This is a genomic window from Arthrobacter sp. ATA002, from assembly GCF_026898095.1.
Taxonomy (GTDB): Bacteria; Actinomycetota; Actinomycetes; order Actinomycetales; family Micrococcaceae; genus Arthrobacter_B.
The window spans coordinates 852,785-877,829 of the sequence record NZ_CP114015.1 but is presented as its reverse complement, the minus strand read 5'-3'; the positions used below and the strand labels follow the sequence as shown (position 1 = coordinate 877,829).

General features: G+C 66.8%; 21 protein-coding genes, 1 tRNA gene and 4 pseudogenes. 9 read left to right on the top strand and 17 right to left on the bottom strand.

The genetic code is table 11. The annotated features are described in order from the left end of the window. Positions 1-31: 31 nt before the first annotated feature. Positions 32-1,213, top strand: coding sequence for an amidohydrolase (locus OL239_RS04445; protein ID WP_268910900.1), 1,182 nt, complete (start codon positions 32-34; stop codon positions 1,211-1,213). 450 nt (positions 1,214-1,663) lie between these two features. On the opposite strand, the gene OL239_RS04440 is transcribed toward OL239_RS04445, so the two are convergent. Together OL239_RS04440 and OL239_RS04435 are read right to left on the bottom strand one after the other, a co-directional pair. After that, positions 1,664-2,812 (bottom strand): cystathionine gamma-synthase, encoded by a 1,149-nt coding sequence (locus tag OL239_RS04440; RefSeq protein WP_268910899.1) that lies wholly within the window; start codon positions 2,810-2,812, stop codon positions 1,664-1,666. Between the two features lie 26 nt (positions 2,813-2,838). Further along, positions 2,839-4,218, bottom strand: a complete 1,380-nt coding sequence (locus OL239_RS04435; protein ID WP_268910898.1) for a cystathionine beta-synthase — start codon at positions 4,216-4,218, stop codon at positions 2,839-2,841. Positions 4,219-4,340: 122 nt separating this feature from the next. On the opposite strand from OL239_RS04435, the gene OL239_RS04430 reads away from it, so the two are divergent. From OL239_RS04430 to OL239_RS04420, 3 genes are all read left to right on the top strand, one after another. After that, positions 4,341-5,369 (top strand): DNA-3-methyladenine glycosylase family protein, encoded by a 1,029-nt coding sequence (locus tag OL239_RS04430; RefSeq protein ID WP_268910897.1) that lies wholly within the window; start codon positions 4,341-4,343, stop codon positions 5,367-5,369. Between the two features lie 90 nt (positions 5,370-5,459). Then, complete coding sequence (locus tag OL239_RS04425) at positions 5,460-6,560, top strand: Gfo/Idh/MocA family protein (RefSeq protein WP_268910896.1); 1,101 nt, start codon at positions 5,460-5,462, stop codon at positions 6,558-6,560. Then, positions 6,560-7,309, top strand: a complete 750-nt coding sequence (locus OL239_RS04420; protein ID WP_268910895.1) for a ThuA domain-containing protein — start codon at positions 6,560-6,562, stop codon at positions 7,307-7,309. The genes OL239_RS04425 and OL239_RS04420 overlap by 1 nt, the downstream gene beginning before the upstream one ends. Positions 7,310-7,327: 18 nt before the next feature. Here OL239_RS04420 and OL239_RS04415 read toward each other — a convergent pair whose 3' ends face one another. The 5 genes and pseudogenes from OL239_RS04415 to OL239_RS04395 form a co-directional block, all read right to left on the bottom strand. Continuing rightward, positions 7,328-8,929 (bottom strand): ammonium transporter, encoded by a 1,602-nt coding sequence (locus tag OL239_RS04415; RefSeq protein WP_268910894.1) that lies wholly within the window; start codon positions 8,927-8,929, stop codon positions 7,328-7,330. Positions 8,930-9,234: 305 nt separating this feature from the next. After that, positions 9,235-10,451: pseudogene (gene fdhA / locus OL239_RS04410) on the bottom strand (formaldehyde dehydrogenase, glutathione-independent). A 232-nt stretch (positions 10,452-10,683) separates the two neighbouring features. Further along, complete coding sequence (trxA, locus tag OL239_RS04405; protein WP_152219900.1) at positions 10,684-11,082, bottom strand: thioredoxin; 399 nt, start codon at positions 11,080-11,082, stop codon at positions 10,684-10,686. A gap of 136 nt (positions 11,083-11,218) precedes the next feature. Further along, positions 11,219-11,300, bottom strand: a tRNA-Tyr gene (locus tag OL239_RS04400). A 186-nt stretch (positions 11,301-11,486) separates the two neighbouring features. Next, positions 11,487-11,759 carry a hypothetical protein gene (locus OL239_RS04395; RefSeq protein WP_268910893.1) on the bottom strand — a complete coding sequence of 91 codons (273 nt, stop codon included), beginning with the start codon at positions 11,757-11,759 and terminating at the stop codon, positions 11,487-11,489. 148 nt (positions 11,760-11,907) lie between these two features. Here OL239_RS04395 and OL239_RS04390 point away from each other — a divergent pair, with 148 nt between their 5' ends. Both OL239_RS04390 and OL239_RS04385 read left to right on the top strand, forming a co-directional pair. Next, positions 11,908-12,399, top strand: coding sequence for a YajQ family cyclic di-GMP-binding protein (locus OL239_RS04390; protein ID WP_268910892.1), 492 nt, complete (start codon positions 11,908-11,910; stop codon positions 12,397-12,399). Between the two features lie 353 nt (positions 12,400-12,752). After that, positions 12,753-13,157, top strand: coding sequence for a hypothetical protein (locus OL239_RS04385; RefSeq protein ID WP_268910891.1), 405 nt, complete (start codon positions 12,753-12,755; stop codon positions 13,155-13,157). Between the two features lie 17 nt (positions 13,158-13,174). On the opposite strand, the gene OL239_RS04380 is transcribed toward OL239_RS04385, so the two are convergent. The 3 genes and pseudogenes from OL239_RS04380 to OL239_RS04370 all read right to left on the bottom strand — a co-directional run bounded on the left by OL239_RS04380 (position 13,175) and on the right by OL239_RS04370 (position 16,255). After that, positions 13,175-13,855, bottom strand: a complete 681-nt coding sequence (locus tag OL239_RS04380; protein WP_268910890.1) for a histidine phosphatase family protein — start codon at positions 13,853-13,855, stop codon at positions 13,175-13,177. 65 nt (positions 13,856-13,920) lie between these two features. Continuing rightward, positions 13,921-14,793 (bottom strand): zinc metalloprotease HtpX, encoded by an 873-nt coding sequence (gene htpX / locus OL239_RS04375; RefSeq protein ID WP_268910889.1) that lies wholly within the window; start codon positions 14,791-14,793, stop codon positions 13,921-13,923. 192 nt (positions 14,794-14,985) lie between these two features. Beyond that, a pseudogene (locus OL239_RS04370) lies at positions 14,986-16,255 on the bottom strand (MFS transporter). A gap of 121 nt (positions 16,256-16,376) precedes the next feature. Here OL239_RS04370 and OL239_RS04365 point away from each other — a divergent pair. Beyond that, positions 16,377-17,120 (top strand): MBL fold metallo-hydrolase, encoded by a 744-nt coding sequence (locus OL239_RS04365; RefSeq protein ID WP_268910888.1) that lies wholly within the window; start codon positions 16,377-16,379, stop codon positions 17,118-17,120. On the opposite strand, the gene OL239_RS04360 is transcribed toward OL239_RS04365, so the two are convergent. Together OL239_RS04360 and OL239_RS04355 are read right to left on the bottom strand one after the other, a co-directional pair. After that, complete coding sequence (locus OL239_RS04360; protein ID WP_268910887.1) at positions 17,117-17,851, bottom strand: esterase/lipase family protein; 735 nt, start codon at positions 17,849-17,851, stop codon at positions 17,117-17,119. The genes OL239_RS04365 and OL239_RS04360 overlap by 4 nt on opposite strands. Continuing rightward, positions 17,848-18,606 carry an alpha/beta fold hydrolase gene (locus OL239_RS04355; RefSeq protein WP_268910886.1) on the bottom strand — a complete coding sequence of 253 codons (759 nt, stop codon included), beginning with the start codon at positions 18,604-18,606 and terminating at the stop codon, positions 17,848-17,850. The genes OL239_RS04360 and OL239_RS04355 overlap by 4 nt, the downstream gene beginning before the upstream one ends. Before the next feature lie 90 nt (positions 18,607-18,696). Here OL239_RS04355 and OL239_RS04350 point away from each other — a divergent pair, with 90 nt between their 5' ends. Beyond that, positions 18,697-19,146 carry a Fur family transcriptional regulator gene (locus OL239_RS04350; RefSeq protein WP_268910885.1) on the top strand — a complete coding sequence of 150 codons (450 nt, stop codon included), beginning with the start codon at positions 18,697-18,699 and terminating at the stop codon, positions 19,144-19,146. Between the two features lie 34 nt (positions 19,147-19,180). Then, positions 19,181-20,671 carry a catalase gene (locus tag OL239_RS04345; protein WP_268910884.1) on the top strand — a complete coding sequence of 497 codons (1,491 nt, stop codon included), beginning with the start codon at positions 19,181-19,183 and terminating at the stop codon, positions 20,669-20,671. 208 nt (positions 20,672-20,879) lie between these two features. Here the strand turns inward: OL239_RS04345 and OL239_RS04340 are convergent. From OL239_RS04340 to OL239_RS04320, 5 genes and pseudogenes are all read right to left on the bottom strand, one after another. After that, positions 20,880-21,727 (bottom strand): annotated as a pseudogene (locus OL239_RS04340) (prenyltransferase). Between the two features lie 35 nt (positions 21,728-21,762). Continuing rightward, the gene (locus OL239_RS04335) at positions 21,763-22,140 is read right to left on the bottom strand and encodes a lycopene cyclase domain-containing protein (RefSeq protein ID WP_268911657.1); all 378 of its coding nucleotides are present in this window, start codon (positions 22,138-22,140) and stop codon (positions 21,763-21,765) included. Continuing rightward, positions 22,137-22,442: a lycopene cyclase domain-containing protein gene (locus tag OL239_RS04330; protein ID WP_329609396.1), complete on the bottom strand. Its 306-nt coding sequence runs from the start codon at positions 22,440-22,442 to the stop codon at positions 22,137-22,139. Before OL239_RS04330 ends, OL239_RS04335 begins: the two co-directional genes overlap by 4 nt. Before the next feature lie 76 nt (positions 22,443-22,518). Next, positions 22,519-24,138, bottom strand: a pseudogene (gene crtI, locus OL239_RS04325) (phytoene desaturase family protein); the annotation flags it as partial. Then, the gene (locus tag OL239_RS04320; RefSeq protein WP_268910883.1) at positions 24,135-25,043 is read right to left on the bottom strand and encodes a phytoene/squalene synthase family protein; all 909 of its coding nucleotides are present in this window, start codon (positions 25,041-25,043) and stop codon (positions 24,135-24,137) included. The gene OL239_RS04320 and the pseudogene crtI, both read right to left, overlap by 4 nt. Positions 25,044-25,045: the final 2 nt, after the last annotated feature.

Here is a 25,045-nt window from a genome sequence, read left to right as displayed (position 1 = left end):
CGAAAGTTGATCCGCTCCTGGAAGGTTGCTCATGCCCGCACCTGTTTTGGCCATCACCAACGCCCGCGTTGTTCCCGTCACGGCCCCGGAGTTCCACGGCACCGTGCTGCTGGAGGACGGGAAGATCCGTGAGCTGGGTCCGGAGGTCCGCGTGCCCGGAGATGCCCAGGTGATTGATGCCGGCGGCCGGTGGCTGCTGCCGGGCCTGGTGGATGCGCACACCCACCTTGGCGTGCATGAAGAGGGCGAAGGCTGGGCCGGGAACGACACCAACGAGATGACGGATCCGGTTATGGCCGGCGTCCGGGCCATCGACGGCGTGAACCCGCACGACGTCGGCTTCGACGACGCGCTGGCCGGCGGGGTCACCGCCGTAAACATCAACCCCGGCTCCGGCAATCCCATTGGCGGGCTCGCCGTGGCCCTGCACACGCACGGACGGTACGTGGAGGAAATGGTCCTGCGCTCCCCGAGCGGCCTGAAGTCCGCCCTCGGAGAGAACCCCAAGCGGGTGTACAGCGAAAAGAAGCAGACCCCCTCCACCCGGCTGGGGACGGCGCTGGTGATCCGCAAGGCGTTCATGGACGCCCTGAACTACATGGGAAAAAACGGCGACGACGACCGCGACCCCCAGCTCGAAGCCCTGGCCATGGTGCTGCGCCGGGAAATCCCGTGGCGCCAGCATGCCCACCGCGCCGACGACATCGGCACCGCCCTGCGCCTCGCCGACGAGTTCGGTTATGACCTGGTCCTGGACCACGGCACCGAAGCCCATCTGCTGGCGGACGTGCTGGCCGAGCGCGGCGTGCCGGTGCTGATCGGGCCGCTGTTCACCACCCGCTCCAAAGTGGAACTGCGTCAGCGCAGCATGGAAAACCCCGGCAGGCTGGCCGCCGCGGGAGTGGAAATTTCCATCATCACCGACCACCCCGTGGTGCCGATCAACTTCCTGATCTACCAGGCGGCGCTGGCCATGAAGGAGGGGCTGGACCGGGATACGGCGCTTCGGTCCGTCACCATCAATCCGGCCAGGGTCCTGGGACTGGCCGACCGCATCGGGTCCCTGGAGGCCGGCAAGGATGCCGACGTCGTGCTGTGGAGCGGCGATCCGCTGGATGTTATGCAGCGGGCATTGACGGTATGGATCGGGGGCCGGGAGGTGTACCGCTACGACACCGAAACCCGCACCCCCGTCGTGGCCGGGCACCGGTGATCCGGCCGGCATCCCGCGGGCCCGGGCCGCAGCCGCGCGCACCGCTGCCCGGAATTATCCGCGGCGCCGCGGCCGCCTGGCTCGCCGCAGCCGCCATGGTGGCGGTGGCCGGGGCCTCGTTCATCGTTTCGGCCGGCACCCAGCACCGTGACGGTGCCGCCCTGACGGCCCTGGGGGTCCTGGTCCTGGGCGTGGCGGCAGTGATCGGATTTTGCGTGCTCCGGCTGCGGGCCGGGAAACGCAGCGCACGGGAGTCCCTCACCACGGTGGGAATGATCGTGGGGATACCGTTGCTCTTCCGCGGCCCGGCCCTGATTGCGGTCGGCGCTGTGCTGCTGGTCTGTGTCCTGCTGCTGTGGCTTCCGCAGAGCAGCCGCTTCTTCCAGGAGCGGGATCGAGGGCCCGCCGGCGCTTCCTGCGCCGGCGGTAGTCCCCGGATCCGGTTCCCGCTTACAGCCGGGCCAGTGCCTGGTCCAGGTCCGCGATCAGGTCCTCGAGATCCTCGATGCCTACGGAGAGCCGCAGCAGGTTCTCCGGCACCGCCAGTTCGGTGCCCTTGACGGAGGCGTGCGTCATCTCGGACGGGTAGTTCATCAGGGACTCCACTCCGCCCAGGGACTCGGCCAGGGTGAACACGCGGGTGGATTCCGCCACCGTCCGGGCCGCGGTCTCCCCGCCCCTGAAGGACACGGAGACCATCCCGCCGAAGTCCTTCATCTGCGCCTTGGCCAGGTCATGCCCGGGGTGATCTTCCAGACCCGGATACAGCACGTTTTCCACGGCCGGCTGGTCCTGCAGCCATCGGGCCACGGCCATGGCGTTGGAGGAATGCCGGTCCATCCGCACCCCCAGGGTCTTGAGCCCGCGGGTGGTCAGCCAGGCTTCCATCGGCGCCGAAACCGCGCCGACGGCGAACTGGATGAAGCCGATCTTCTCGGCCGCGGCGTCGTCGTTCAGGATCACCGCGCCGCCCACCGCGTCGGAGTGCCCGCCGATGTACTTGGTGGTGGAGTGCACCACGATGTCCGCGCCCAGGGCCAGCGGCTGCTGCAGATACGGCGAGGCGAAGGTGTTGTCCACCACCAGCCAGGCCCCCGCGTCGTGCGCGGCCTGCGCCACGGCGGCAATGTCGGAAATTTTCATCATCGGGTTGGACGGCGTTTCCAGCCACACCATTTTGGTATTGCCGGCCGCAATCGCGCGGGTGAGGGCGCCGACGTCGGACATGTCCACCGCGGCGTTGGTGATGCCCCAGCCGGAAAGCACCTTGTTGATGAGCCGGTAGGTGCCGCCGTACGCGTCATTGCCCAGCACGATGTGGTCGCCGGGGGCCAGCAGGGCGCGGATCAGCGCGTCCTCGGCGGCGAGCCCTGAGCTGAAGGAGTACGCGTGGGCGCCGCCTTCAAGCGCACCCAGCTGGACCTGCAGCGCATCCCGGGTGGGATTGGTGCCGCGGCCGTACTCATAGCCGTTGCGCAGGTTTCCGATGCCGTCCTGTGCATAGGTGGTGCTTTGGTACAGCGGCGGAATGACCGCGCCAGTGGACGGATCCGGGGCCTGGCCGGCGTGGATGGCACTGGTGTTAAAACCTTCAGTCATGGTTGCTCCTTAGCTTCAGGTGGCGGCTAGATGCTCATGTAGGACAGCAGGTCATGGCGGGTAAGTATTCCCACGGGAGCTCCTCCGGAGGTGACCATGACGGCGTCGTTCTCCTGCAGTTTCTCCTTCGCCGCCGCCACCGAGTCCCCGGCACCGACCATGGCCGGCTGGGGCCCCATGTGCTTGCTGATGCTGTCAGTGGGCTTGGCTTCCCCGCGGAACAGCTTCTCCGTCAGCGAGCGCTCGTCCACGGAGCCGAGGACCTCGCCGATCCGCACCGGCGGTTCCTGGGACAGCACGGGGATGCAGGAGACGCCGTATTCGTTGAGGATGCCGATGGCGTCCAGGACTGTCTCGTTGGGATGGGTGTGCACCAGGGCCGGCAGCGAGCCGTCCTTGGTGGCCAGGACGTCGCGCACGGCGGCTTCCTGTTCCGGCCCCTGCAGGAAGCCGTAGGAACGCATCCACTCGTCGTTGAAGATCTTGCCCATGTACCCGCGTCCGCTGTCCGGGAGCAGGACCACGACGACGTCGTCGGGCCCCAGGTCGCGGGCCGCCCGGAGCGCTGCCACCACGGCCATGCCGGAGGAGCCGCCGACCAGCAGGCCCTCCTCGCGGGCCAGCCGGCGCGTCATCGCGAACGATTCGGCGTCGTCGACGGCAATGACCTCGTCCGGAACGGAGGGGTCGTAGTTGTCCGGCCACATGTCCTCGCCGACGCCCTCCACGAAGTAGGGGCGTCCGGTGCCGCCGGAGTAGACCGATCCCTCCGGATCGGCGGCAATGATGCGGACCGGTCCCGGCTGGCGGCCGGCCGAGACTTCCTTCAGGTACCGGCCCGCTCCGGTGATCGTGCCGCCGGTGCCGGCGCAGGCCACGAAGTGGGTCACGCGGCCGTCGGTGTCCTGCCAGACCTCCGGTCCCGTGGTTTCGTAGTGGCTGGCCGGGGCGGCGGGGTTGGAGAACTGGTCCGGCTTGTAGGCGCCCGGAATTTCACGGACCAGGCGGTCGGAGACCCCGTAGTAGGAGTCCGGAGATTCGGGCGCGACGGCGGTGGGCGTGACCACTACTTCCGCCCCGTAGGCGCGCAGCACGTCGCGCTTCTCCACGCCCACCTTGTCCGGGGTGACGAAGATGCACCGGTAGCCCTTTTGCTGGGCTACGAGGGCGAGGCCGACGCCGGTGTTGCCGCTGGTGGGTTCGATGATGGTGCCGCCGGGCTTCAATTTGCCCTCGCGTTCGGCCGCCTCGACCATCCGAACCGCAATCCGGTCCTTGATCGATCCCCCCGGATTCAGGTACTCCAGCTTCACCAGCACGGTGGCCGCGAGGCCGTCGGTGACGTTGTTCAGCTTCACCAGCGGGGTCTTGCCGATCAGGTCCAGGACAGTCTCTGCAAACTTCATGTGCAACACGTTACTTGTTCGGCCCGCGCCGTCCAGCTTTCCCCGGAACCCGGCGTAGCAAAAGCCGCGCAGCCGGTTTCCCCCTTCCCGGGAGCGTCGGCGGTGCGTGCGACGATGGAAGCATGTCGATGTCCGTGCCGGTCTCCTCCCCGGGTATCTCAGGAAACACTGGTACCTCCGGAAACACCGCCGCTGGGGTGTCCGCCGCGTCAGGTTTCCGGTCCCTGCTCTGGGAATCCGGGCGCCCGTTTTCACTGGCCGGTTCGCTGGGAATTCTGGCCCACGGTGCCAAGGACCCGTCCGTGCGCCGCGGCCCCGGCGTCGTATGGCTCGCTTTCTCCACACCGGAGGGCAACGCCTCCCTCGCCCTTTCCGAGCAGCCCGCGCCAGTCCCGGGCGCCCGGATCCTGGCCCGGGCCTGGGGCCCGGGCGCTGACTGTGCCCTGGCCCGGGTCCCCGCCCTGCTTGGTGAGGGCGATGACTGGACCGGATTCGACGATCCCGGTTTCACCGCCACCCTGCCCCCGGCTTTGGCTGAAGTGCGCCGCCGCAACCCCGGGCTGCGCCTGCCCAGCACCGGCAGGATGCTGGACAGCATTGTCCCTGTCGTTCTGGAGCAGAAGGTGACGGCCATGGAGGCGTATTACTCCTGGCGCTACCTGGTCACCAAGTACGGGACGGATGCGCCCGGCCCTGCTCCCGCCGGACTGAAGGTTCCGCCCACCGCAGCCCAGTGGCGGCGGATCCCGAGCTGGGAGTGGCACCGCGCAGGCGTGGACGCGCACCGTTCCGGCACCATCCTGCGGGCCTGCGCCGTCGCCACGGGGCTGGAGCGGCTCGCCGCGGTTCCGTTGGGCGCTGACCTGACCGCCCGGCTGTGCTCAGTCCCCGGGATCGGCCCGTGGAGTGCCGCCGAGATTACCCAGCGCACTCACGGCGCCCCGGACTCGGTGTCCGTGGGCGACTACCATTTGGCCGCGTTCGTTGGCGAGGCGCTCACCGGACGCCGGACCGACGACGCCGGCATGCTGGCCCTGCTGCAACCGTGGCTCGGCCACCGCCAGCGCGTGGTCCGTCTGCTGGTCATGAGCGGTTTCCGCAAGCAGTCCTACGGGCCGCGCCTGTCCCCCGAGGACCACCGGCGCCGCTAAGGGCCGCCGGGGGCGGCGTCGTAGTGTTCCCCTCACGTTTCCGTTAGTCTCGGCAGCACATCGAGGCAAGCGGCAAAGGAAACTTTTACTGTGAATGAGCAGCACACTGACCGGCAGGTCCTCCGGGTTGGAGTTATCGGAATCGGCTGGGCCGGACAACAGCACATTGAGGCGTACCGGAACATTGACGGGGTGGAGGTCGTGGCCCTGGCCGGCATGGAAGCCGGCCTCCTGGCCGAGCTGCAGGGCCGGTATGGAATCCGGGATTGCTTCGCCGGCTGGGAAGAGCTGCTTGAGCTGGAAGACCTCGACGCCGTCAGCGTGGCGGTTCCCACTTTCCTCCATGCCCCGATCGCCGTCGCCGCCCTCAACCGCGGCCTGCACGTGCTCAGCGAAAAACCGATTGCCCGCAACGGCACCGAAGGCCAGCAGATGGTCGATGCCGCCCGCCGGGCGGGCCGGGTCCTTGACGTGGCTTTCAACCACCGGCTGCGCGGCGACATCCAGACGCTGAAGCGGGTTATCGAAGCGGGGGACCTGGGCCGGCCCTACTATGCGAAGGCCTCCTGGCTGCGCCGGGAGGGGATTCCCATGCTGGGCAGCTGGTTCACCAGCAGGGACCTGGCCGGCGGCGGGCCGCTGGCTGATATCGGCGTACACGTGCTGGACTACGCCCTCCACCTGCTGGGAGAGCCGAAGGTCCTGTCAGTCTCGGCCTCCGTCCATTCCGAACTGGGTCCGCGGGGCCGGGGCGGAAACGCCCGGTACACCGCCATGGACACCAGTTTGGCCTTCGACGTCGAGGACTTCGCCTCCGCGTTCATCCGCCTTGAAGGAGGAGGCACGCTGGTGCTCGAGGCCGGCTGGGCAAGTTACCGCGAAACCGAAGATCTGATGGACTTCACCGTTTACGGTACCGACGGCGGCGCGGAGCTGCGTTCCGTCGGAGCATCGAACACCCCGGTGGGCGATCTCAGGGTCTTCACCGACAAGGACGGCGTGAACGCCGACTATGTCCCGGCGGCGTCACCGGGCCTGGCCCATCAGGGCGTCGTCGACAGCTTTGTCGGCACGATCCGTGCCGGTGCGGCAGTATGGGGGCAACACGATGGTTCACTTGCGCTGACCCGGGCCCGGGTAATTGATGCCTGTTACCGGTCAGCCGCCGAATACCGCGAGGTGGTGCTGTAATGACGTTCGATGACAAGCTCCGGATTCTCGTGTGGAACGAGGGCGTCCACGAGGAACAGAATGAGCCGCCGGCCATGGCGCAGATGTATCCGCACGGGATCCACGGGGCAATCCGGGACGGGCTCGCCGGGTTTTTTCCGGCGGCGGAGATTGGCACGGCTGTCCTCGCCGACGCCGAGCACGGGCTCTCGGAGGAGCGGCTGGCCGAGACCGACGTCCTGCTGTGGTGGGGGCACCGGGCCCACGCCGACGTCAGCGATGCCGTGGTGGAACGTGTGCACCGGCATGTCCTGGGCGGCATGGGACTGCTCGTCCTGCATTCGGGGCACTTCGCCAAGATCTTCACCAAGCTGCTGGGCACCAGCTGCTCCCTGCAGTGGCGCAACGACGGCGAACGGGAACTGGTGTGGACGGTCAAGCCGTCCCATCCAATCGCCGCGGGGGTCGAAAGTCCCATCGTCATTCCGCAGCAGGAAATGTACGGTGAGCTGTTCGACATCCCGGAACCGGATGACCTGATCTTCATCAGCTCCTTCGAGGGCGGCGAAGTCTTCCGTTCCGGAGTGACCTTCTCGCGCGGTTTGGGCAGGATTTTCTACTTCAGCCCCGGCGACCAGGAGTATCCGGTGTACCACCATCCGCAGATTCAGCGCGTTCTCGCCAACGGCGTCCGGTGGGCGGCCCGGCCGGACACCGTGCGGACGGTGCCGGCCGTCGGCAACCCGGAGCGGGACTGGTTCCTGAAATAAGGCGGCGGACGGATTTGCTCAGGACGAGGCGACCGGCAGCCGGTAAATGGATTCCGGCTCCGCGCCGAAGCGCTTAAGCACCGCCGTCACGGCTTCCTCATGGTCGGCGTCAACGGAGGCGAACACGCGGAGCCGGTCATCGAAGTCCAGCTTCCGTTTCCCTCCGCGGAAGTTCTCAGTCCGGACTGTCCCGGTGTAGACCGCGGTGTCGGCCAGTTCCAGGGACCGGGCCCCGGCCATCAGCAGCGCGTCGCGCAGGCCGTCAACGCGGCTGGTGTTGACCACGGCGCTGAGCAGGAGCTGCGGCGGGCCAACGCGGTTGTCGGTGTTCCGGTCGGAGTACAAACCGTCTTCCGCAGCCCGCCCGCTGGCCGTCGGGTGCGCAATGATGCCGCTGAGCGCGTAGCCGGAGGCACCCTGCTGGACATGGTCCAGGTCCTCCTGCTCCGGGCCGGGCTCCCGCAGCCCCATGGTGCGGCTGATCACCACCGCGATAATCCAGCTCAGGACAAAGGAGAACAGGACCACGCAGACCACTGCGACGATCTGGTGCCAGAGAAGCACTCCCCCGCCGCCGGTGAATAGGCCGTCCTCGCCCACCGCGTTGACGGTGCTGTCCGCGAAGAACCCCAGCAGCAGCGACCCGAGCACCCCGCCGACAAAGTGGACGGCAATGACGTCCAGGGCGTCGTCGTACTTGAAGACATGTTTGAGCCGCACGGCGAAGCAGCATACGCAGCCGGCGATCAACCCAATCAGCAGGGCCGCTCCGGTGCTGACGAACCCGGCGCACGGGGTAATGGTCGCCAGCCCGGCGATGGCGCCCGAGGCGGCGCCCACCAGCGTGGAGTGTCCGCTGCTGAGCCGTTCCACCAGCAGCCAGGTCAGCATCGCCGCGCCGCCGGCAATATGCGTGTTGATCAGGGCCTGTGCGGCAATGTCATTGGCCTGCAGGCCGTCTCCGGCGTTGAACCCGAACCAGCCGAACCACAGGATGCCGGTGCCCACCAGCATGAGCGGCAGGTTGTTCGGCGAGGTTTTCAGGTTTGGCCAGCCGTGGCGCCGCCCCACCACCAGCAGGACCGCGATGGCTGCACCTCCCGCGGAGGCGTGCACCACCATTCCACCGGCCCAGTCCTGCGCGCCCAGCTCCGCGAGCCACCCCTTCGGATGCCACAGCCAGCGGGCCACCTGCGGATAAACCAGGATGGACCAGGCCGCAAGGAACACCGTCCAGCCGGCGAACTTGAGCCGGCCGGCGGTGGCTCCGGTCAGCAGCGCCGGGGTAATGATGGCAAACATCATCTGATAGGCGACAAAGGCGAGCGCGGGAATGGTCACTCCCGCCGCCACCGTGTGGAACTGGGGGGTGTCGACACCAATCAGGGCAAAAGCATCAAACTCGCCAACCAGTGAATTTCCCCTGTTGCTGAAAGCCAGCGTGTACCCCACGAGCACCCACGTGACGGTGATGATTCCCAGCGGAATGATGTTCTGCATCATCATGGTCAGGACATTCCGGACCGGAACCATCCCGCCGTAAAAGAGCGCCAGCCCCGGAGTCATGAACAGGACCAGGCCGGCGCAGACCAGAACCCAGGCGGTATCCGCCCCGTTCATGGCCGAACCCCGCAGGTTGCGGACTGTTTGGGAGAAAGGTAATCGGCAGGCACGCGAGCGGACATGACATCCCCGTTTCCAACGCTGCAGTGGTGAGTGGATGGACGGCCGCCGGGGCCCGGATACGGCGGGAAATCCCGGCCATTCGACTGTACGTCCCGGCCCGGAAGCAGCGGAAGACACCACGTCGCGGGGCGCACGCCAAGGGCCGAAACCGTACGGTTCCGGCCCTTGGGCTGTGCTGCAGTTGGCCAGCGTGTGCTTCAGTTGATTAACCGGCCCGGTCCAGCCGTGCCGGCCCTCCCCTACGCGCGCACCATCCCGTGCGGGTCAATGACGTACTTCCGGGCCACCCCGGAATCGAACTCGCGGTAGGACTCCGGTGCCTGGTCCAGGCTGATGGTCGTCGCGTTCACGGCCTTGGCGATCTGCACCCTGTCATGCAGGATGGCCATCATCAGGTCCCGGTTGTACTTCATGACCGGACACTGTCCGGTGGTGAAGGCGAGCGACTTCGCCCAGCCCGCCCCGAGGTTCAGGGACAGCGAGCCCACCTTGGCTGCCTCGTCAATGCCGCCGGGATCACCGGTGACGTACAGGCCCGGGATGCCGAGCGCACCGCCGGCCGCGGTAATGTCCATGAGGGAGTTGAGCACTGTCGCGGGTGCTTCCGTCGCAGATCCGTCCCCGTGTCCCCGCGCTTCGAAGCCGACGGCGTCCACTGCGCAGTCCACCTCGGGCACGCCCAGGAGCTGTTCGATCTGATCCCTGGGATCCCCCTTGGACACGTCCACCGTTTCGCAGCCAAAGCTGCGCGCCTGGGCCAGCCGCTCCCCGTTGAGGTCACCCACGATAACGACGGCGGCGCCCAGCAGCTGGGCGCTGGCGGCGGCGGCCAGCCCTACCGGGCCGGCACCGGCAATGTAGACCGTGGACCCCACGCGTGTTCCTGCCGTGACGGCGCCGTGGTAGCCGGTGGGGAAGATATCCGAGAGCATCGTCAGGTCCAGGATTTTCTCCATCGCCTGGTCTTTATCCGGGAACCGCAGCAGGTTCCAGTCCGCATACGGAACCAGGACGTACTCGGCCTGCCCGCCTACCCAGCCACCCATGTCAACGTACCCGTATGCGCTTCCGGGACGGTCCGGGTTGACGTTCAAACAGATTCCGGTTTTCCGCTCCTTGCAGTTCCGGCAGCGCCCGCAGGAAATATTGAAGGGCACCGAAACCAGGTCTCCAACCGAGAGGAACTCGACGTCCGGACCAGTTTCCACGATTTCCCCGGTGATCTCGTGTCCGAGGATCAGGTTGGGCGGGCCGTGGTGCGGCCTCGGACCATGTGCTGGTCCGACCCGCAGATGTTGGTGGTGACAACTTTCAGGATGGCGCCGTGGGGTACTTTGCGGCCTATGTTGGCCGGATTGACCCCGGGCCCGTCCCGCAGTTCAAACGTGGGATAGTCGATGTCCTGCACTTCCACCACACCGGGCTCGATGTAGGCAACTCCGCGGTTTCCGCTCATGGGTTTTCGCCTCGCTCTAATCGTCTTTGACTGTGAGCCTCACGGGCGGCCGGTGCCCGCCGGTATGGCCGGCGGGCACCGGCTCCGTCCAAGGTGGGTACGACACTACCGCTGCCGGGGGAGCCGGGAACAGGGTGCAGGAGAACATAAAAAAGCCGTGCAGGCCCGGTGGGGCTCTGCACGGCTTTCACGTCCGCAGGAGCGGACGAACATCCATGGGCGGAAGGTTGACTTAGCTTGCCTGTCCGTCTGAACCGGCAGCGGCCTGTCCGTTTTCCTGGGCGGCGATCTGCTCGTGGACGCCCTTCATGTCCAAGCCCTTGACCGCTTCCACCAGTTCGCTGAACTGGGAGGCGTTGAGCGCGCCGGGCTGGGAAAAGACCAGGACCTTCTCGCGGAAAGCCATCAGCGTGGGGATGGAGGTGATGCCCGCGGCAGCTGCCAGTCCCTGCTCTGCTTCGGTGTCCACCTTCGCGAAGGTGATGTCCTCGTGCTGCTGGGAAACGGCGTCGTACACCGGCGCGAACTGCTTGCACGGGCCGCACCAGTCCGCCCAGAAGTCCACGAACACAATGTCGTTTTCCTCAATGGTCTCGGGGAACGTTGCCTCGGTGATGTCGATAGTTGCCATCCCTCCACGCTATCCGGCGCCGGTGGAGATGTCTCTATATGTTCGCTCAGCGGTGAAGGCCCCGGTCAAGACGTCCGCGGGCAAGAAAAAACCCGCCCCGGCCAATTTTCTGGCGGAGCGGGTTTTCCCCGTTCGGTGGCAGATACTGGATTCGAACCAGTGAAGGCGTTGCCAGCTGATTTACAGTCAGCCCCCTTTGGCCGCTCGGGTAATCTGCCGAACATCTTCGGTGAGGAAGACTGCCGCAAGCGACTGCGGCCTAAACAACTTTACAGAACTTTTGCCCAAGATACGAATCGGCTGCGGGAACCGGCGTTCCCGGGCCGCCGATGCCGGCCCGGGCTACAGTCCGCGGGCAATCCGGGACTGCATCTGGGCGTAGAACCGGTCGGCCTGCTGCTGGGTCACGGATCCCCAGGCGACGGCGTTCGCCAAATCTTCACGGATTCCCAGCAGCCGTCCTTCGCCGGAGGCTTCGGTGTCCTCCCCGTGCCCGCGAGGCTGCCGGCAGCTTCGCCCGGCCGGTCCAGCGGTGCCAGAAAGGACCGCAGGTCCGCGGCGGAGGCCGGAGCTGCCGCGGCCCCCACTCCCGTGATGGAGACCGCGGCCAGGACCGATCCTGCCGCAGCTATGCGCAGTTTGCCGAGATGGGTGCGCCGGTGGCGGGATACTGCCAAGGGCTTTTCTGTGTTGCTCACCCCGCTACTGTGGCCGGAAAAATGGGACAAGTCCCGGCATACCCTGAGTGCAGCCTGTGAAGGCTGCCACGGATGCCCAGAGCTACTAGGCTGGACGCAGGAGAAAAAACTACTGCAAGGAGCACACATGGCCAGCGAGTCATCATTTGATGTTGTGAGCAAGATCGACAAACAGGAAGTCGCCAACGCCCTGAACCAGGCGCAGAAGGAGCTGGCCCAGCGCTACGACTTCAAGGGTGTCGGCGCCGAAGTGGACTTCAGCGGAGAGAACATCCTCATGAAGGCCAACTCCGAGGAACGCGTCAAGGCTGTCCTCGACGTCCTGCAGTCCAAGCTGGTCAAGCGCGGCATTTCGCTGAAGTCCCTCGACGCCGGCGAGCCGTTCGCCTCCGGCAAGGAATACCGGATCGAGGCCTCCATGAAGGAAGGCATCGCCCAGGACCAGGCGAAGAAGATCAACAAGATCATCCGCGACGAAGGCCCCAAGGGCGTGAACTCCCGGATCCAGGGCGACGAGCTGCGCGTAACCTCCAAATCCCGCGACGACCTGCAGGCCACCATGGCCCTGCTCAAGGGCGCCGACCTGGACGTGGACCTGCAGTTCATCAACTACCGCTAGGGTTTCTGCGACTTGAGCTGCCTTCGGGCAGCAGCAGAACGACGACGGCGCCGCTCCCCCTGGCGGGGTGCGGCGCCGTCGTCGTTGCGATGTTGTGCCCGTGGTTACACTTCAGCTAAGGGCGGCCACCGGGCCTGCACCGGGAATGGAGAACCATGAAAGCTCGCAGCCGTGTTTCAGCGGTAGGCCTCCTTACCGCCGCCGCAGCTGCCGCGGCGGGGTGCGCCGCACCGCCGGCTCAGCAGGGGCGGGCAGAACCGGGTGCTGGGGCAACGGATTTCGCCGTCATCGAGGGCACCGAAACCGCCGGGGTGCCGGCCACAGGCTCCCTACCGGTACCAACGTCTTCTTTCATGGGGGTGGACGAAATCCCGGCAGCGGTCCTGGCGGCCCGGGAACGGTTCCCGGAAGAATTGCCGGACGGCGTTGTCTGGTCCGATGAAAACTTCGCCACCGATTCCCTTCCCCGGGACGCCATGATTGAGGAGGGGGTCCATGACGTTGCAGTCTCGGAATACTGGCTGTGCGCCTGGATGGGCGAGTTCATTAACGCCGAGGACACCGGAGACCGGCAGCGGACCGCCGACGCGGTCACCGAACTGGAGAAATATCCGACCCTTCCTGCCATAATCGCCCACCACCAGTCCCCCGAAGTTGTCGTGGCTTCGGTCATTCAGCCGGCCAAGCTCGGAGACTCGTCGACACTCCGCGAATTCTCTCAGACCTGCACCAGCTACCAGCGGGCAAATCCCCGGTAGGACAGGACGCGGGACCTTCAGAGCTTCACGTCCTCGCCGGCGGGGCCGTCCTCGCCATAGTCACGCAGCGCCCGGCCGCCCACCGCCTCGCCCATCCAGGTGAGAAGGTTCCAGGAGCCGGGTGTGCCGCCGTCGCCCGCGGGCACTGATTCCATGACCGCCATACCGGTGTTGCTCAGCGCATTCTCCACAATGAAGTCCGGTTCCACGTTTTCGGCCCGTGCCGTGCACCACGCGCGGATCATCGCACCGTGGCTGACCACCACCGGGCTTTTCAACCCGGCTGCGTGTAATTCATCGATAACGGCATCAAACCGCGCAAACGTTTCGTGGCCGTCCGGCCCACCGGGCATGTACACGCCCAGGTCTCCCTTGACCCAGCTGTAGACGGTCTTGAGGTAGGCGGTGACGGCGTCGCGGTCGTTGCGCATTTCCAGCTCGCCCGCGGAGATTTCCCGCAGCCCGTCGCGGATGCTGACCGGGAGCTCCAGCGCAGCGGCCAAGGGTGCGGCGGTGAGCTGGGTGCGGACCAGGTTGGAGGCAAAGATGCCGTCAATGGGCTCATGCCCCAGGGCGTCCGGCAGGGCAGCGGCCTGGGCAAGGCCCAGCTCCGTCAACCCCGGGCCGGGGACATCGGTGTCGAGGAAATGGTGCTCGTTGGAGGGAGTCTGTCCGTGGCGGATGAGGATGAGGCGCATGGCTCCGAGCCTACCTTCCGTCCGCCAGCCGGCGGCGGTACCGGCCGGGGACGGAAGCACCGGTGTCAGGATCCGAGCGGACGCCCGGCCATGTTTTCCAGCCGGCGGATGCGGTCGGCCATCGGCGGATGGGTCGCCAGCAGGCCGCGGACGCCGTTGCGGAACGGGTTCGCGATCATCAGGTGCGCTGCGTTCGCCAGCTTCTGGTCGGTGTCGGGCAGCGGTGCGCGCTGGGTACCGGTCTCCAGCTTCCGCAAGGCGGAGGCGAGCGCCAGCGGATCGTCGGTGAGCTTGGCGCCGTCTTCGTCAGCGTCGTATTCCCGGGTCCGGCCAATCGCCATCTGGATCAGCGATGCGGCAAACGGCGCCAGGATGGCCATGGCGATCGTGGCCAGCGGGTTGGCGTTGCGGCGGTCGCCGCCGCCGAAGAAGAGCAGGAACTGGCCCAGCGAGGTAATCACGCCGGCGATGGCGGCCGCCACCGAAGAAGTGAGGATGTCCCGGTTGTAGACGTGCATGAGTTCGTGCCCGAGAACCCCGCGCAGTTCTCGCTCATTCAACAGGGCCAGGATTCCCTGCGTGCAGCACACGGCAGCGTTCTGCGGGTTGCGGCCGGTGGCGAAGGCATTGGGAGCCATGGTGGGCGAAATGTAAAGCCGCGGCATGGGCTGATTGGCACGGGCGGAGAGCTCCCGGACGATGCGGTACATCTCCGGAGCCTGCTGTTCGGTGACCGGTACCGCGCGCATGGCGCGGATCGCCAGCTTGTCGCTGTTCCAGTAGCTGTACGCCGTGGTGGCCAGTCCGATGAACAGGAAGATCCAGATGAAGGCGGAGCTTCCGGTTCCGCTGGAGAGCAGGGCGCCGATGCCCAGCAGTACGGCGAAGAGGACTCCGAACAGCGCGGCGGTCTTCAAACCGTTGAAGTGTTGATGCACGTGGGGTTCCTTCCTGAGCGGATCTGCACCGGAGCCCGGAAGTGGCATCCCGGAGATGACCGGATCCGCGAAACGTCAGTCTATCCACCGATTTCAACGCTTTACCCGACCGGCTTGTTCCGCACGGTTCGGGGCCTGAAAGCGGTCTCCGGCGCCGGAAACCGCGGCGGTGGACGCCCCTGCAACCAGATCCTACGGCTCGGGATGGCGGGCGTCATAGCGGGCGAACTGCGGCTGCCGGCGGGCCAGGACTCCCACCAGCGCAATGCATACCACGCCGCCGATAACCGCGGCCCAGCCTTCGCCGAGGAAGGAGGCGTCGACGCCGGCCACCAGGTCCCCGAGGCGCGGCCCGCCGGCGACCACCACCACGAACACGCCCTGCAGCCGCCCGCGCATGGCGTCCGGCGTCGCGGACTGCAGGATAGTGGAGCGAAAGACTCCGCTGACCGAATCGGCAATGCCCGCACATGCCATGGCGACGGCGGCCGGGATCAGCCAGACCGTGGGCTCAGCGCCGTCGTTCTGCCCGGCCATCACCACCACCACACCGAAGGCGGACACCGAGAGGCCCCAGGCAGTCACTGACCACAACACGGCCAGCCCCTGCCGGCGCACGGTGCCCAGTGGTCCGGAAAAGAGTCCGGCGAGAAAGGCGCCCACGGCGGTGGCTGCCAGCAGTACTCCCACAGTGGTGGCTCCCCCGCCCAGCAGCAGGGCGCCGACGGCGGGAAGCAGGGCCCGCGGCTGGGCCATCACCATCGCCGCGAGGTCCACGAGGAAGGTCATGCGGATGTTCGGACGGGTGGCGAGGAAACGGAATCCTTCGAGAACGGATTTCAGGCCGGCCTTCTGCACCTCCCCCTCGGGCGGCATCGGAGGCAGCCGGTACACCGCCCACATCGCAGCGGTGAAGGTGACGACGTCGATCGTATACGTCCATCCGTAGCCCACCTGAGCCACCAGGACACCGGCCAGCAATGGACCGGCGGTCATGGCCAGCCCAAAGGTGATCATGCTCAGGGCGTTAGCCGCCGGCAGCAGCTCGGGACGGACCAGGCGCGGAATAATGGCGCTGCGGGCCGGGTGGTTCAGGCCGCTGGCACCGGCGTTCACCGCAACCAGAGCGTAGAGCACCCAAATGTTGCCCAGGCCAGCCCACGCCTGGGCGGCAATGCCGATCGTGGACAGCCACAGGAGGATCGACGAGAAAGGGCCACCTTGCGGCGGTCATAGGCGTCCACGATGGAGCCGCCGTAGAGGCCCGCCACCACCAGCGGCACCAGCCCCACCAATCCCAGCAGGCCCACGTAGAAGGTGGATTCGGTCAGCGAATACACCTCCAGGCTCACGGCCAGCAGCGTCAGCTGGGTCCCGACGGCGGAGAGCGCGGTTCCGGTCCACAGCCGGCGGAATTCCGGGCTTTCGCGCAGGGTGTGAGGTCGGCGAGGAGTCTGGGCACCCGAGAAGTCTAAGCCGGAGCGGCGGAGCTTCCGTCCGCCGGCCCGGCCCGCGCCCGGCACGCAGATAGACAGCATGCTTAGGATGGAGGCAGTACTGTCCCAGCTGCCGAGGAGGTCACCGTGTTTATCCGGAACGTCGCAGACGGAATCCACCGCATTGAACATGCCTACGTCAATACTTATCTGGTGGAGGATGACAACGGCCTGGCTATCATCGATGCCGGCCTGCCCGGTATGTGGCCGGAGCTGTCCCGGGCCGTCCGGGAGCTGGGCTACGGCCCCGGTTCGGTCACCGCACTGGTCCTGACGCATGCCCACTTTGACCATGTGGGCAGTGCCGCCCGAATCCGGCAGGAGTTCCGCACCCCGATCCTGGTGCACGACGACGACCGCTACATCGCCGCCCATCCCTACCGGTATGAACATGAAAACAACCGGTTCCTGTATCCGGTCCGCTACCCCAAAGCGATCCCCTATCTGGGCGCGATGACCCTGGCCGGCGCGCTGAATGTCCGCGGCGTGACCGATGTGCACAGCCTCGGCCGCGAGTCCGGCGCAGCCCTTCCCGGCAGCCCGCAGATTATCCACACGCCGGGGCACACCGCGGGCCACGTGGCCCTGCATTATCCGGACCGGGACGTGCTGATCTGCGGCGATTCGCTGGTAACGCTCAATCCCTATACCGGGACCAAGGGACCGCAGATCGTCTCCGGCGCCGCCACCGCGGACAGCCCGGAGGCCCTGCAGTCCCTGGACCTGCTCGCAAAGACCAACGCGCCCGTCCTGCTGACCGGCCACGGGGAGCCGTGGACCGGCGGAGCGGAGGCCGCCGTCGAACAGGCGCTGGCCCGCGGGGCTTCCTAAGGCTCCCGCTCGAGTTCCTGCTCCAGCACGGCCAGCAGCCGCGGATCACCGATGGGACGGAAATGCCCCATCGTCTCGAGCTGGATATTGCGGGCACCGGGCAGATTACTACCGCCGGGGATGTGCGGATCGAAGCTGCTGTACACCGAGGTGATGCGCGCATTCACGTCCCGGCTTTCCTGCAGCCGGCGCAGGAACTTGTTGCGGGGCGCGAAGGCCCGGACGGACGGCAGGATGAAGAAGTTCGCGTAAACGGAGCCGGAAAACGGAGTATTGACGGCAATCATGTGCTCCACGCGCCGGCCGCCTTCGGGCAGCAGCATCAGCTGCTTGCCGATCAGCCCGCCCTTGCTGTGCGCCACCACCACGGCTCCGCTGAGGTCCTTTTCCACCAGATACTGCTGGACCAGCAGTGCCATGCGGTCGACCCGGCCGCGGTTGTAGCCCAGCGGCGCCACCGTGTGCACCGGATACCCCCGGGCGGAAAGCGCCTCTGCCAGCGGCCGCAGGAACTGCCAGGTCTCATAGACACCGGGCACCAGCACAACAGGCCGGCGCGGGACGTCCGGAGCGTCCGGAGCGTTGGAGGGCGCCAAATAGGCGGAGGGATCCCTGCGGAAGAGGAACCCGTGCACCTGCCAGTAGCCCACGTAGGCGTAGTCGGCCGCCCAGGCACGGGCCTGGGTCAGCCGGCGGCGCAGATGCGCGAATGTCAAATGCGCGAATGTCACGGCCGGGAAGTCGCCGCTTCCCGCAGCAGCGCAGCGGTCTGCGCGGGCTCGGTGAACATGCACACATGCGGCTGCCCGGGAAGCTCCACCGCGGCGGAACCGGGCCGCGCGGCTGCCAGCTCCTGCAGCCAGCCGGCGGGCACAATCGGATCCCGTTCGCCGCGGACCAGAGTCACCGGAGCCTGAACCTTGCCGATGCGCTCCTCGAGCCGGTGCCGCACCATCTTGGGCATGGTGCGCAGGTACCAGCGCGGACCGGCCCGCAGGTAGTCGGTGAGCAGGATCCAGTTGATCGCCGGGGGCTCGCGCAGGCAGTCCTGCGCCAGCCGGAAGCCCTGCAGCACGGCATTGCGCTCGCCGCGGTTGATGGTGGGCCCCAGCAGCACCACGGAGGTGACCAGTTCCGGAGCCATCAGCGCCATTTCCGTCACCACCTGGCAGCCCATCGAGTGCCCCACCCACTGGGCGGGACCGATGCCTGCAGCACGCAGGGCATCACAGGTGACAGCTGCAAAGTCGGCCATATCCAGGCCGCTGTCCGGCGTTGGGGTCGACCCGAAACCCGGCATTTCCACCGTATGCACGGTGGACGTCTTTGCCAGCTCCTCCACCAGGCGGGAGTAGTAGCGTCCCGACGCCCCGATGCCGTGCACCAGCACCACCCGGGCGGCCCCGGAGCCGTAGGTGCGGATATCGACGTCGTATTCGCGAACCCTCACGCGCTGCTGGTGCGCCTGGGTCTTGATGCCTGCCACTGGATCTCCCCGTCATGTTGTCCGTCTCCCTCCAGTGTGCCATCCGGGTCTTATTATGAATTATTCATAATTAGTGGTTAGCTGGTGTGCATGACATCGACAGCAGCCCCCACCGCGGCCACCGAAAGGTGGACCGGAGCGCTGCGTGCCAACGGCCGTCGGGTCACGAAGCAGCGGCTGGCGGTCCTCACGGCCGTCGAGCACCTGCCGCATGCTGTGGCCGACGACGTCGCCGCCGCAGTACGCAGCGAGCTTCCCGGCATCAGCCTGCAGTCGGTCTATGTGGTCCTCACAGACCTGACCGACATTGGCCTGCTGCGGAAGATCGAGCCGCCGCATTCCCCGGCCAGATACGAGACGCGCGTGGATGACAACCATCACCACGCGATCTGCACCGGATGCGGACGGATCGAGGACGTTGACTGCGCCGTGGGGCATGCGCCCTGTCTGACGCCGGAGAACACCCACGGTATGACCATCCAAATCGCGGATGTGCTGTACCGCGGGCTCTGCGCCGACTGCGCCGCACAAGCTTCCTGACGTCACCGCACCACCCCTTATTGAAAGAGAGAGCATGTCGAACTTCACCACCACCCAGACCGGCACCCCGGTCGGCAGTGACGACCAGTCACTGAGCGCCGGCGCCAACGGGGCAATTGCCCTGCACGACCGTTACCTGGTCGAGAAGCTGGCCCAGTTCAACCGGGAGCGCATCCCGGAGCGCATCGTGCACGCCAAGGGCGGCGGAGCATTCGGTGAGTTCGTCGTCACGGAAGACGTTTCCAAGTACACGCGCGCCGCTGTCTTCCAGCCGGGCACCGTGACGGAAACCGTCCAGCGCTTCTCCTCGGTGGCCGGCGAGCAGGGCTCTCCCGACACCTGGCGCGACGTTCGCGGCTTCGCGCTGCGTTTCTACACCTCCGAGGGCAACTACGACATCGTCGGCAACAACACCCCGGTGTTCTTCATCCGCGACGGCATCAAGTTCCCGGACTTCATCCACTCGCAGAAGCGCCTCCCGGGCTCCGGCCTGCGCGACGCCGACATGCAGTGGGATTTCTGGACCAACTCCCCCGAGTCCGCACACCAGGTCACGTACCTGATGGGTGACCGCGGCATCCCGACGTCGTGGCGTGAAATGCCCGGCTTCGGCTCGCACACCTACCAGTGGATCAACGCCGCCGGCGAGCGTTTCTGGGTGAAGTACCACTTCACGTCCAACCAGGGCAACTCCGAGATCAACGGTGCCGAGGCCGAGAAGATTGCCGGCGCTGACGCCGACTACTACCGCCGCGACCTGTACGAGGCCATCGCCGAAGGCAACTTCCCGTCCTGGGACCTGCACGTGCAGGTCATGCCGTACGAAGACGCCAAGACCTACCGGTTCAACCCGTTCGACCTGACCAAGGTCTGGCCGCACGCGGACTACCCGCTGATCAAGGTGGGCACCCACACCCTGAACCGCAACCCGGAGAACTTCTTCGCCCAGATCGAGCAGGTGGCCCTGTCCCCCGCGAACCTGGTCCCCGGCATTGACGCCAGCCCGGACAAGATGCTGATGGCCCGCATCTTCTCCTACCCGGATGCACAGCGGTACCGCATCGGCGCCAACTACAACCAGCTGCCGGTGAACGCACCGAAGGCTCCGGTCAACAACTACTCGCAGGACGGCGCGCAGCGTCACTTCTTCAACTCCCCCGAGACCCCGGTCTACGCGCCCAACACCCTGGGCGGCCCCGTAGCCGACGCCGCACGTGCGGGCGAGGGTTCCTGGGAGAGCGACGGCATGCTGGTGCGCGCCGCCGCCACCCTGCACTCCGAGGACAGCGACTTCGGCCAGGCCGGAACGCTGTACCGCGAGGTGTTTGACGACGCAGCCAAGGAGCGTTTCCTCGAAACGATCACCGGCGCCGTCTCCGGCGTGCAGCGCCCGCACATCCGCGAAGCCGCGATCCAGTACTGGACCAACGTCGACGCGACCCTGGGCGAGAAGCTGCGCCTGAACCTTGCGGCCGGCGACACCACGCCGATCGAAAAGGCTGAGTTCGTAGGCGTTGCCGAGTAACTTCGGCGCCTCAGCCGACACCGGTCTCCGGCAGTTCGGCTAACCGGTAAAAGCAGCAGCGGCCGGTCCCTTCGGGGGCCGGCCGCTTTTGTGTCTTCAATGGGAGGTTCTGCCGCGTTGGATCCTACATTCTGCGGAGGGAAATGAGGGCGGTCAGCCGCGCCGGCTCCAAGGACGACGGCGTTCGGCCGTCAGGGCCGGTGCTCCGCTAGCGGTTGGGCCAGTACCAAATGATGAGCATGGTCACGAGGAATCCGGTGAGGAAGTTCAGCTTCAGGAACCGTTTCCAGCCGGCGTTGGCCTGGTCCGAGTCAGCATCGGTAATCCACCAAAACGGCAGCAGGTTGAGAATGTACGGCACGGCCAGCAGCCCGCCCAGCACGGCCGGCCACGGCGTCAGCAGCATCAGCAGCCCGCCCGCAAGGTACGCTCCGGCGGCGAACCGGACCACGGCCCGGGCCCCCAGCACGGTGGCAATCGAGGAAATGCCGCCCTCCCGGTCCGGCACCACATCCTGCACGGCGCCGAAGGCCTGGCTGGCCACGCCCCAGAGGAAGAACGCCCCCAGGACTGCCCACAGCCCCGGGGTGAAGACTGCCCCGGCCAGGACCAGTCCGTAAACGGCCGGGGATACAAAGTGCGTGCTGGAGGTCAGGGAGTCCAGGAACGGGCGTTCCTTAAGCGGAGCCCCGGAGCACTGTAGGCCACCACGGCGAACACGCTGACCGCGAGTACCAGCCAGGACAGCGGGCTGCCCAAAAACACCAGCGCGATCAGGAACGGTACGTTGGTGGCCAGTGCCGCCCAGAGCGTGATGCGGTGGAACCCGCGGTCCAGGACGGCGCCCTCCACGCCTCCCTTGCGGGGATTGTGCAGATCCGACTCATAGTCGAAAACGTCGTTGATGCCGTACATCGCCAGGTTGTAGGGAATCAGGAAGTACAGCGTTCCCAGCACCCAGGCCAGGTCGATCCCGCCGGTGGTGATCAGGTAAGCCGCTGCAAACGGATAGGCGGTGTTGACCCAGGACAGCGGCCGGGACGAGACCAGCAGCATCCGCAGCGTGGAGCCCGGAGTCCGGGTGGATGTGCTCACTGGTTCTCCCCAGGGTCGGCGGCGGACGGCGCCGCTGGAGTGTCCGGTTTCTTTCCCAGCAGCATCCAGAGCGCCGGCAGCAGCAGCACTGCGGCCAGGGCATAGGCAAAGTCCTCGAGCGGGGCCCGGCCGATGAAGGCCCCGGAGATCCGCTCCGGGTTGTAGCCGAACAACCCGGCAGCGATCATCAGGTTGTCAAAAACGGCGGTGAGGAGCAGCAGGACGACGGCGGTGATTCCCAGTGCGGCCGGGACACCTTTTCCGGTACCCGCCGATCCGGATCCTCCGTCCGCGCGGCGTCCGCGCAGCAGCGCAAAGACCAGCACAGCCGCGGCCGGAAGCAGGAACACGGCGTTCAGCGCCCAGTACGTCACCGCTTCACCTGCTGCCGTCCGGGACGGCGCCGCGCGGACCGGCGCAGCACCATTGATACCAGGCCGAACAGCACCATGGTCAGGTAGCACAGGAAGGCCAGGAAAAAGACCTCTTCGAGGGGCAGGTGCGGGGCCAGGACAATGCCGAGCATGATCGGGGTTTCCCCGCGGTAAAAGATGTCCAGGCCGATGCCGCCCAGATCCCAGAGCAGGAAAAACACCAGGCCGATCCCCGTGACCAGCGCCGCCCGCCGGGCGTCGGCGAAAAAGAACAGCTTGAACCGGTGATCCAGCAGCGCCATGCATCCGATCGACGCCAGCAGCAGCAGCAGATAGACAGCGCCCATCAGGCCCGGCCCCCACGGGGTGCCCGGCCTTCGGACCCGGTACCGGAAGCTCCTCGGTGCTCGTGTCTCCGCGGAGCCTTTTGAGTACCAGTTCGGCGCTGATCAGGCACATGGGCAGCCCAATGCCGGGCAGGGTGGAGCCGCCGGCATAGAGCAGGCCGTCCACCCGGCGGCTGGCGTTGGTACCGCGGAAAAAGGCACTCTGTTTCAGGACGTGCGCGGGGCCGAGCAGCGTACCGCGCCAGGAGTTCAGGTCCTGCACGAAATCCTGCGGGCCGACGGTTTTGCGGACGGTGATCCGGTCGGCGAGGTCGGGGATCCCGGCCCAGGCCGAAATCTGCGCTATCACGGCGTCAGCCATCGCCTCGATCCCGGGATCCCCGGCGCCGTCCATGCCGCCGGAACCCAGCGACGGGTCCGAGGGCACCGGCACCAGGACAAACAGGTTCTCGCAGCCCTCGGGGGCAGCCCCGGGGTCGGTCGCGCTGGGACGGCACACGTACAGCGACGCCGGATCCGGAACCGATGTTTCCCGGCCGAAGATTTTGCTGAAGTTCTCTTTCCAATCCGAGGTGAAAAGCAGTGTGTGATGCGCCAGGGACGGCAGTTCACCCCGAACACCCAGATGCAGCAGCAGTCCGCCGGGGCCGGGAACGCGGTGCTTCCAGTAGCTGTCCGGATATGTCTGCAGCTCCCGCGGGAGCAGCGTGGTTTCGGTGTGGTGCAGGTCGGCCGCGGAAACGACCAGGTCGGCGTCCAGGCTCAGCAGCTGGCCGGCGGCATCGGTGTACTCGACGCCGGTGGCGCGCACCCGGCGCCTGCCGCGGGGCAGTTTCCGGCGGCGCTGCCCCGGATCCGGTTCCGTGGTGCGGATCCGGGTGACGGTGGCGCCGGTGCGGATCGTGACGCCCTCCGCGGCGGCCAGGTCAGCAATGACGGAAATCAGCCTGGTGAAGCCGCCCATGGGATAGAGCACGCCGTCGGCCAGATCCAGCCGGCTCATCAGGTGGTACATGCTCGGGGTGGTGAACGGCGAGGAGCCGAGGAAGACCGCCGGATAACCCAGGATCTGCCGGATGCGGGGATCAGTGAACCGCTGCGCCACGAATGAGCTCAGCGGCTGCAGCAGCAGCTGGGCCAGCCGGGGTCCGCGCCGCAGCACATCGGGCCGCAGCAGGGGCAGGAAGGACGCGAAGGTGGAGTAGAGGAAGCGCTTCTTGGCCATGTCGTAGACCTCGACGGCGGAATCCAGGTACTTCTCCAGCTTCGCTCCGGCGCCGGCCTCGAGGCTTTCAAAGAGTTTCACGTTCCCGTCACGGGTGGCGGCGATATCCACCGGCCCGGCGTTTCCTTCGAAAATGACCCGGTAGCCCGGATCCAGCCGGACCAGGTCCAGCTGTTCGGCGGCGGAGGTGCCCAGCAGCCGGAAGAAATGGTCAAAGACTTCGGGCATCAGGTACCAGGAGGGTCCGGTGTCGAAACTGAAGCCGGCGCTTTGCCAGGTCCCGGCGCGGCCCCCGGTGACCGGCTGCTTCTCCAGCACGGTGACTTCCAGGCCTTCCCGGGCCAGCAGGGCTGCGGTGGCCAGGCCGGTGATTCCGCCGCCGATGACGACGGCGGTGCGCGGGGCCGGTTCTATCCTGCGGGTCATGGCTGCCTTCCGGCGTAGGTACTGTGCGGCGCCCGGCGAAGGCCCCGGGTGGCAAGGATCTGCCCGGCGATGCGCAGCTTGATGGGATTGGGCACCCGGACCCGGGTACTGCGCAGCTCCACCGCCGGAGTGGCCCGCAGGCGGCGGGACAGCTCGGCGAACAGCTCCTGGGCCAGTGCGACGGCGGGGCGGGCTGCGGGCGGAAGTTCGGCGATGGCGGAGCCGGACACCAGCAGGTCGGCGTCGACGTCATCGAGCAGCCGGTGTTTGTCCGCCTCGGAAAACGCGCCCACGGTCACGCCGGGAAAGTAGCTGCGGCCCAGGGTGTCGAAGTCGTCGGCCAGATCCCGCAGGAAATTGACCTTTTGAAACGCGGCCCCGAGCCGCTGGGCGCCTTCCCGAAGCCGCTTCGCCCGGTCCGTGCTGACGGACACCCCGTCCAGGAAACACAGCAGGCACATGAGTCCAATGACCTCGGCGGACCCGTAGACGTAGTCGTCAAAAGTAGTCTGGGTGTGTTCCGTGCGCTTCAGGTCGGCGCGCATGGAACGGAAAAACGGCGTCGTCAGGTCCTCGGTGATGCCCGTGGCCCGGGCGGTCAGGGCGAAGGCATGGACCACCAGGTTCACGCTGTAGCCGGTGCGCAGGGCCTGCCGGGTGTCGGTTTCCAGCGCATCCAGCATTCCGCCGATGTCGGCCGGCGGGAGGCCTGCGGCCGCGGCTACTCCGTCGACGATTTCGTCGGCGAGCCGCACCAGCGCATAAATGGTGCCGATTTGCAGCCGCGTGCGGGGCGGCAGCAGCCGGGATGCGAGTCCAAAGGAAGTGGAGTAGGAACGGATGACTCCCGACGCCGTTTCCACCGCCACCCTGTTATAGAGTTCCAACCCTGTTTCGCGGGCCATTC

Bases quoted from the DNA above. Each gene is read 5' to 3' on its own strand.
- OL239_RS04320 (WP_268910883.1), bottom strand. From the start codon at position 25,043: ATGGCCCGCGAAACAGGGTTGGAACTCTATAACAGGGTGGCGGTGGAA.
- OL239_RS04330 (WP_329609396.1), bottom strand. From the start codon at position 22,442: ATGGCGCTGCTGGATCACCGGTTCAAGCTGTTCTTTTTCGCCGACGCC.
- OL239_RS04435 (WP_268910898.1), bottom strand. From the start codon at position 4,218: ATGAAGTTTGCAGAGACTGTCCTGGACCTGATCGGCAAGACCCCGCTG.
- OL239_RS04445 (WP_268910900.1), top strand. From the start codon at position 32: ATGCCCGCACCTGTTTTGGCCATCACCAACGCCCGCGTTGTTCCCGTC.
- OL239_RS04430 (WP_268910897.1), top strand. From the start codon at position 4,341: ATGTCGATGTCCGTGCCGGTCTCCTCCCCGGGTATCTCAGGAAACACT.
- OL239_RS04350 (WP_268910885.1), top strand. From the start codon at position 18,697: ATGACATCGACAGCAGCCCCCACCGCGGCCACCGAAAGGTGGACCGGA.
- OL239_RS04385 (WP_268910891.1), top strand. From the start codon at position 12,753: ATGGGGGTGGACGAAATCCCGGCAGCGGTCCTGGCGGCCCGGGAACGG.
- OL239_RS04440 (WP_268910899.1), bottom strand. From the start codon at position 2,812: ATGACTGAAGGTTTTAACACCAGTGCCATCCACGCCGGCCAGGCCCCG.
- OL239_RS04345 (WP_268910884.1), top strand. From the start codon at position 19,181: ATGTCGAACTTCACCACCACCCAGACCGGCACCCCGGTCGGCAGTGAC.
- OL239_RS04390 (WP_268910892.1), top strand. From the start codon at position 11,908: ATGGCCAGCGAGTCATCATTTGATGTTGTGAGCAAGATCGACAAACAG.
- OL239_RS04420 (WP_268910895.1), top strand. From the start codon at position 6,560: ATGACGTTCGATGACAAGCTCCGGATTCTCGTGTGGAACGAGGGCGTC.
- OL239_RS04380 (WP_268910890.1), bottom strand. From the start codon at position 13,855: ATGCGCCTCATCCTCATCCGCCACGGACAGACTCCCTCCAACGAGCAC.
- OL239_RS04415 (WP_268910894.1), bottom strand. From the start codon at position 8,929: ATGAACGGGGCGGATACCGCCTGGGTTCTGGTCTGCGCCGGCCTGGTC.
- trxA (WP_152219900.1), bottom strand. From the start codon at position 11,082: ATGGCAACTATCGACATCACCGAGGCAACGTTCCCCGAGACCATTGAG.